Source organism: Acinetobacter brisouii (assembly GCF_008993995.1).
Lineage (GTDB): Bacteria > Pseudomonadota > Gammaproteobacteria > Pseudomonadales > Moraxellaceae > Acinetobacter > Acinetobacter brisouii_A.
The window spans coordinates 1-4,744 of sequence record NZ_BKNN01000114.1 but is presented as its reverse complement, the minus strand read 5'-3'; the positions used below and the strand labels follow the sequence as shown (position 1 = coordinate 4,744).

General features: G+C 36.4%; 7 protein-coding genes and 1 pseudogene. 3 read left to right on the top strand and 5 right to left on the bottom strand.

The features are described 5' to 3' along the window. Together GBN19_RS14650 and GBN19_RS14645 are read left to right on the top strand one after the other, a co-directional pair. Nucleotides 1-380, top strand: a pseudogene (locus GBN19_RS14650) (MobA/MobL family protein); the annotation flags it as partial. After that, nucleotides 377-877: a hypothetical protein gene (locus GBN19_RS14645; protein WP_151710988.1), complete on the top strand. Its 501-nt coding sequence runs from the start codon at nt 377-379 to the stop codon at nt 875-877. The pseudogene GBN19_RS14650 and the gene GBN19_RS14645, both read left to right, overlap by 4 nt. Before the next feature lie 111 nt (nt 878-988). Here GBN19_RS14645 and GBN19_RS14640 read toward each other — a convergent pair whose 3' ends face one another. The 3 genes from GBN19_RS14640 to GBN19_RS14630 form a co-directional block, all read right to left on the bottom strand. Next, nucleotides 989-1,270, bottom strand: coding sequence for a type II toxin-antitoxin system YafQ family toxin (locus tag GBN19_RS14640; RefSeq protein WP_001129137.1), 282 nt, complete (start codon nt 1,268-1,270; stop codon nt 989-991). Continuing rightward, entirely contained in the window at nt 1,263-1,556 is a 294-nt protein-coding gene (locus GBN19_RS14635; protein WP_001277151.1) for a type II toxin-antitoxin system RelB/DinJ family antitoxin, read from the bottom strand. The genes GBN19_RS14640 and GBN19_RS14635 overlap by 8 nt, the downstream gene beginning before the upstream one ends. 137 nt (nt 1,557-1,693) lie before the next feature. Then, nucleotides 1,694-2,032, bottom strand: a complete 339-nt coding sequence (locus tag GBN19_RS14630) for a hypothetical protein (protein WP_151710987.1) — start codon at nt 2,030-2,032, stop codon at nt 1,694-1,696. A 742-nt stretch (nt 2,033-2,774) separates the two neighbouring features. On the opposite strand from GBN19_RS14630, the gene GBN19_RS14625 reads away from it, so the two are divergent. Further along, nucleotides 2,775-3,758: a RepB family plasmid replication initiator protein gene (locus tag GBN19_RS14625; protein WP_151710986.1), complete on the top strand. Its 984-nt coding sequence runs from the start codon at nt 2,775-2,777 to the stop codon at nt 3,756-3,758. Between the two features lie 13 nt (nt 3,759-3,771). Here GBN19_RS14625 and GBN19_RS14620 read toward each other — a convergent pair whose 3' ends face one another. Together GBN19_RS14620 and GBN19_RS14615 are read right to left on the bottom strand one after the other, a co-directional pair. Continuing rightward, the gene (locus GBN19_RS14620; RefSeq protein WP_228271298.1) at nt 3,772-4,308 is read right to left on the bottom strand and encodes a hypothetical protein; all 537 of its coding nucleotides are present in this window, start codon (nt 4,306-4,308) and stop codon (nt 3,772-3,774) included. After that, nucleotides 4,308-4,598, bottom strand: a complete 291-nt coding sequence (locus GBN19_RS14615) for a mobilization protein (protein ID WP_151778627.1) — start codon at nt 4,596-4,598, stop codon at nt 4,308-4,310. The genes GBN19_RS14620 and GBN19_RS14615 overlap by 1 nt, the downstream gene beginning before the upstream one ends. Nucleotides 4,599-4,744: the final 146 nt, after the last annotated feature.

The following is a 4,744-nucleotide window of genomic DNA, read 5'->3' as shown; positions in this document are numbered from 1 at the left end:
GCTACCGAGAAAAAATAGACCATCGTAGCTATGCCGATCAGAACAACGGACTACAAGCCACCATCCATGAAGGCACCAAAGTCACACAATTACGCAGACAAGGCATAGACACTGAAATCAGCCGTTTCAATGACAAGGTGAAGCACCACAACGCCCAACAGCTTCAGCAAGAAAAGCAGCAAAAAGAGAGCGTTTTACAGCGTGGTTTAAACCGTGTCGATCAAGGTTTTGAGCAATGGCAGAAGAACCAAGAAACCAAACGTCTAGAACTGGAACGCCAAGCGGAAATGAAGCGACAGCAAGAATTAGATAAACAACGAGCCGAGCAAGCACTCCGCAAGGCATCTCAAAAATTGGATAGAGGCGGATACTCGCTATGAGCAACCCAAACGATGATTTAGACGATCAGTTATATATTTTATTGGCATCCATGAAGGAATACAGAGAAGCCATAGCAGACGATAACAAGCGATTAGAGCAGTTTTACAACCAAGTCGCTAGCGGAGTGCTCAACCAAGCTGAAAAATCGCTAGAAAACGCAAATAAGAAGCATGCAGGTGCATTGAATAACAGTATTCAAGAATTGAACGAAGCTACCAACAGGCTAAATTTGAAATTTATCATCATTTTTGCAAGTACATTTGTTGCTGTGATGATGGTATTCATTTTGGCTATCTTCTTATACGTGCCAAGCAAAGATGAAATTGATGAACGTAGAGCTGATATGGCTGCACTTAAAAAATATCCGCTACAAATTCGAGAAAGTGATGGTGAAACATTGGTGAGAATCATGCGGAAAAACTGCTATTCGTTTGAACCGAATAGCGTTAAAGAAAAAACGTATGACTGGTGTCAGATCGACCCTAAAAAATACTAGATGATCGGTACTTTGCTTGGTTTTTCTCATTACGAATCAAATTACAGCAAGCGCAAAGTTGCCCGACTTTGAAACATGGCTAAAGCCATCTTTCAAAGCATCGAGCGATAGTCATCCAAAAATTTCGGAATGGCTATCCAACTGATGCAGTTCTAAAATATCGTCACCAACAAGCCTATAGATCAAGACTAAATCAGGCTTCACATGACAATCACGACAATTCTTAAACTCTGCACCACCCTTCAAGGGATGATCTAAATACTTTTCAGGCAAAGGATTATTTGCGACTAAACAATCTAATACTTCTGCCCATTCAGCCGTAACCAGTTCTAAATAACGTCTTTTAATATCACGTTTAAAAGAACTGGTTACGATAATCTTACGTTTAGCCATGTGCTTCTTCCGACATAGCTTTAATCGCTTCTTCTACCGTTTCGTACTCGGTGTACTCGCCATTTTCAATCTCTTTTAAAGATTGAAGTAACTTGGCTGCTGCTTTAGGCGTTAAAGCAGTTTCTCGCGCATAGTCAAAAGATAAAGGAATCGCTTTAGTTTTAACAATTTGATTCAAGAACAGTTTGAATGCTTGGGGCATAGTCAAACCGTAGTCTTCCAAAATAGGCGTGACTTGTTCTTTTAACTCTGCTTCTAAGCGCATATTGAAGTTGACTGCGGACATGATTTCCTCACTCAAAAACCATTAAAGTAAAGATAATATAAGGCATAATCTTTACTTTTTCATTACTTTTGATGTAATAAATGGTTTCTGACAACTGAATTTCGTATAACAGCCATTATGTTAAATGGACTTCAATTTCAGTCGTTAAATTCGTCCATACATGACTGTATTTCGTAAATAAAATTGGTTTTAACCTCTTTGTTTTCATTAATATCTAAAATAAATTTACGCCAATCACCTCCTGTATGCTCCATCATAGCTTGATGTAATTTTGTACATAGAGTATTTAAATTTTGGTAATCTACTTCTAATCCTACTAATATTTTTTCGCTATCTTTTGTGAAATGTAGCCCATATTGAGCCCATCCTTCATCAGGATTAAATTTGTATTCGTAACTATAAGGTAGTCCTTTTCCATCTAATAATGTAAATATTTCAATAGCTAAGTCGTTGAGCAAATTTAATTGATTTTCCAAAATTTTCATCCAATCATGAAGTGATTTGTTTTAAAGATTTCCTAAAATTAACATAATACACCTTATACGAAATTCTTTAAATTTATCTTTAAATTTCAGTGTCTTATGTTTGTTTGAAAAGCCCTATCACAGCCGATTGGGCTTTTTTATGCATTTTTCACGTTCCACGCTTACTTCTTGAGCAATGTTCCACGGTTTTGATTAGCTCCAGTGAATAATTAAAACCTAGATAATAAGAACCGAACGAGTGTCTACGAGTGATTGAGCATCATTAAAATTTCGCCCTCGCCTTTTCTCTGATTATAAGCTCCCCTTTGCTTCACAACGAAAGATACAGAGCATCCCGAATGGGTGCGAACTTTGGAGCTTTTGCTTTTCAAAAAGTATGAGCGAAGCGAATACATTACCAATGCTTTTGCTTTTAGATTTCACAAATAGTATTAACGAAAAACTGCCCCACGAAGCGAGGAACGAGCTTCAATGGAGTACGAGCTTTAGCGAGTACATAGGGCAGTTTTAAGTATTTCCCTATTTTTTAATATTTTAAATATTTTTAAATATTTTTAGACCCCACTCAAAGCCATGCTGTGCGTGGCTTTGCACGGTTTAACTATGAGGGATTGACGCATAACTATGAGGGATTGACGCATAACTATGAGGGATTGACGCATAACTATGAGGGATTGACGCATAACTATGAGGCGATATATTATTCTCATAATTAATAATAAGGAATACAAAAATGAGTAAGCTCTTAGTAGTCAAAGCAAATAATATTATTGAAGCTAGTTATCAACTGTCTTTGAATGAACAGCGCTTAATTTTGGCGGCTATAGCCTGTATACCCAAAGGCGAAGAAGTGACAGATAACACAGGTTATTGCGTCACAAGGGAATCATTTATTGAGTTAGGTGTTAACCCAAAAACAGCAAGCAGAGAAATTAGAGAAGCATGTGATCGACTTTTTAATAGAGTTATCACAATAACAACTGAAGCAGGGACATTTAAAACTCGATGGGTTCAAGACATCATGAAATACAATAGTGATTGGGCTTTGGCTAATCCTGAATTTATCCAAGAGGTGACAGGGAGCGATCCTTATGCAGAAGATTATATTTTGGCGGCAATAAGGTTTAGTAAGTCTGTATTACCCTTTATTAGTAACTTATCATCTAACTTCACACAATATTTTCTTCAAGACATAGCAGGAGTAAGTAGTGGGTATAGCGTTCGATTTTATGAATTAATGATGCAATTCAAGAGTACAGGTTATCGAAAAATAAGGCTTGATGACTTGCGCAATATGCTTGATCTGAATAATAAGTATCCATTAACGGCAGACTTAAAAAGATGGGTAATAGATACCGCAATTGATGAACTTAATGAAAAATCTCCCATTACAATCAAATATAAACTGTTAAAAACAGGGCGTAAGTTCACACACATAGAATTAAAATTTAAGCAAAAATTGTCACCTAAAAAAATAGAATCTCAGCGAGATCAAAAAACTATAGATATGTTCAGCAACTTATCTGACAGTCAAATTAAGACCTACAGTTCAGTATTATCTAAGGTTCATAGCATCTCTGACTTAGCCGACAATAAAGATTACCCAGCCTTTTCAATATGGATTGCCAATATTTTACGTGACCCTACATCCGTCCGAGAGGAAACCGCAAAGCGGATTTTTAAAGCATTGCGGACTGAAACAGACTTCAAAGACTAAGATTTTATATACATTACGTCATAGGGAACGCTGAGTACAGTTTACGGCAAGTCGGATATTTAGCTTGAATTTTATGTAAATAATAAGTCTGATCTTTTTCAAGAAAGCCGTTCAGTAGACCACTCTTATCCGTATAGAAACAATGTCCTTTTTCTCTATTCCATACTAAAAAAGGAACGGATGGCTTACTTATTGAGATAACATCATTCTTACACTGAAGTAATGCCAGTGAACTCACCTGATACTTTCTTGCTTGGTTACCATCTGGCGGATATGCTAAACCAATGATCAAACTTCCTTTTTTTATATTCTTAATTTTAAAATCGCTATTCCATTCATTTGGGCTAGAATATCTAAACCAAGCCATTAATGGGCGAAAAATAAAATTATGGTTAGAAAATTGAAATTTAGTCTGATTTTCACCTGATTCAAATGATTGAACCCTTGCTATAAATACCTCATCTGGTGAGTGTGGCTCACAAGCACTAAGATTCTGCGTACTCATAATTGTCGCTAAAATTCCACCCCATAAAACTAGTGTTTTTCGCATTATTTGGATATCTCAATATTAGGCAAATCAAAAAGCTGTCTATCCCGATCTTCTGTTAAATACTCGTTAAGTTCAGCAAGTATTTTTTCTTTATTGGCTTCATTGTCATTCATCTTTTTAATCAAGTAAGAACCGAGCAAAATTTTACGCCGAGTATCATCCTTTCTTTCCTGTTCTTTTTTCTTGGTACGTTCTCTTGCTTCAATAGCCTGTTTCTGAGCTTTTAACTGTTTCAGCTTCTCTAACTGGGCTTCAATTTTCTTTTCAATATTTTCAGTTGATTTTGTCATAACGTCCAATTTCGGGATGTAGAAAACCACTCAAGCATAAGGCTCTATGAACTAGAGTTCAAGCGAGCTATATGCTATCGTGTTTTTCATGAAATGCGCACTTACGACTTGGATTTCATCCAAGTCAAAGTTTGCGTAAGGGGATA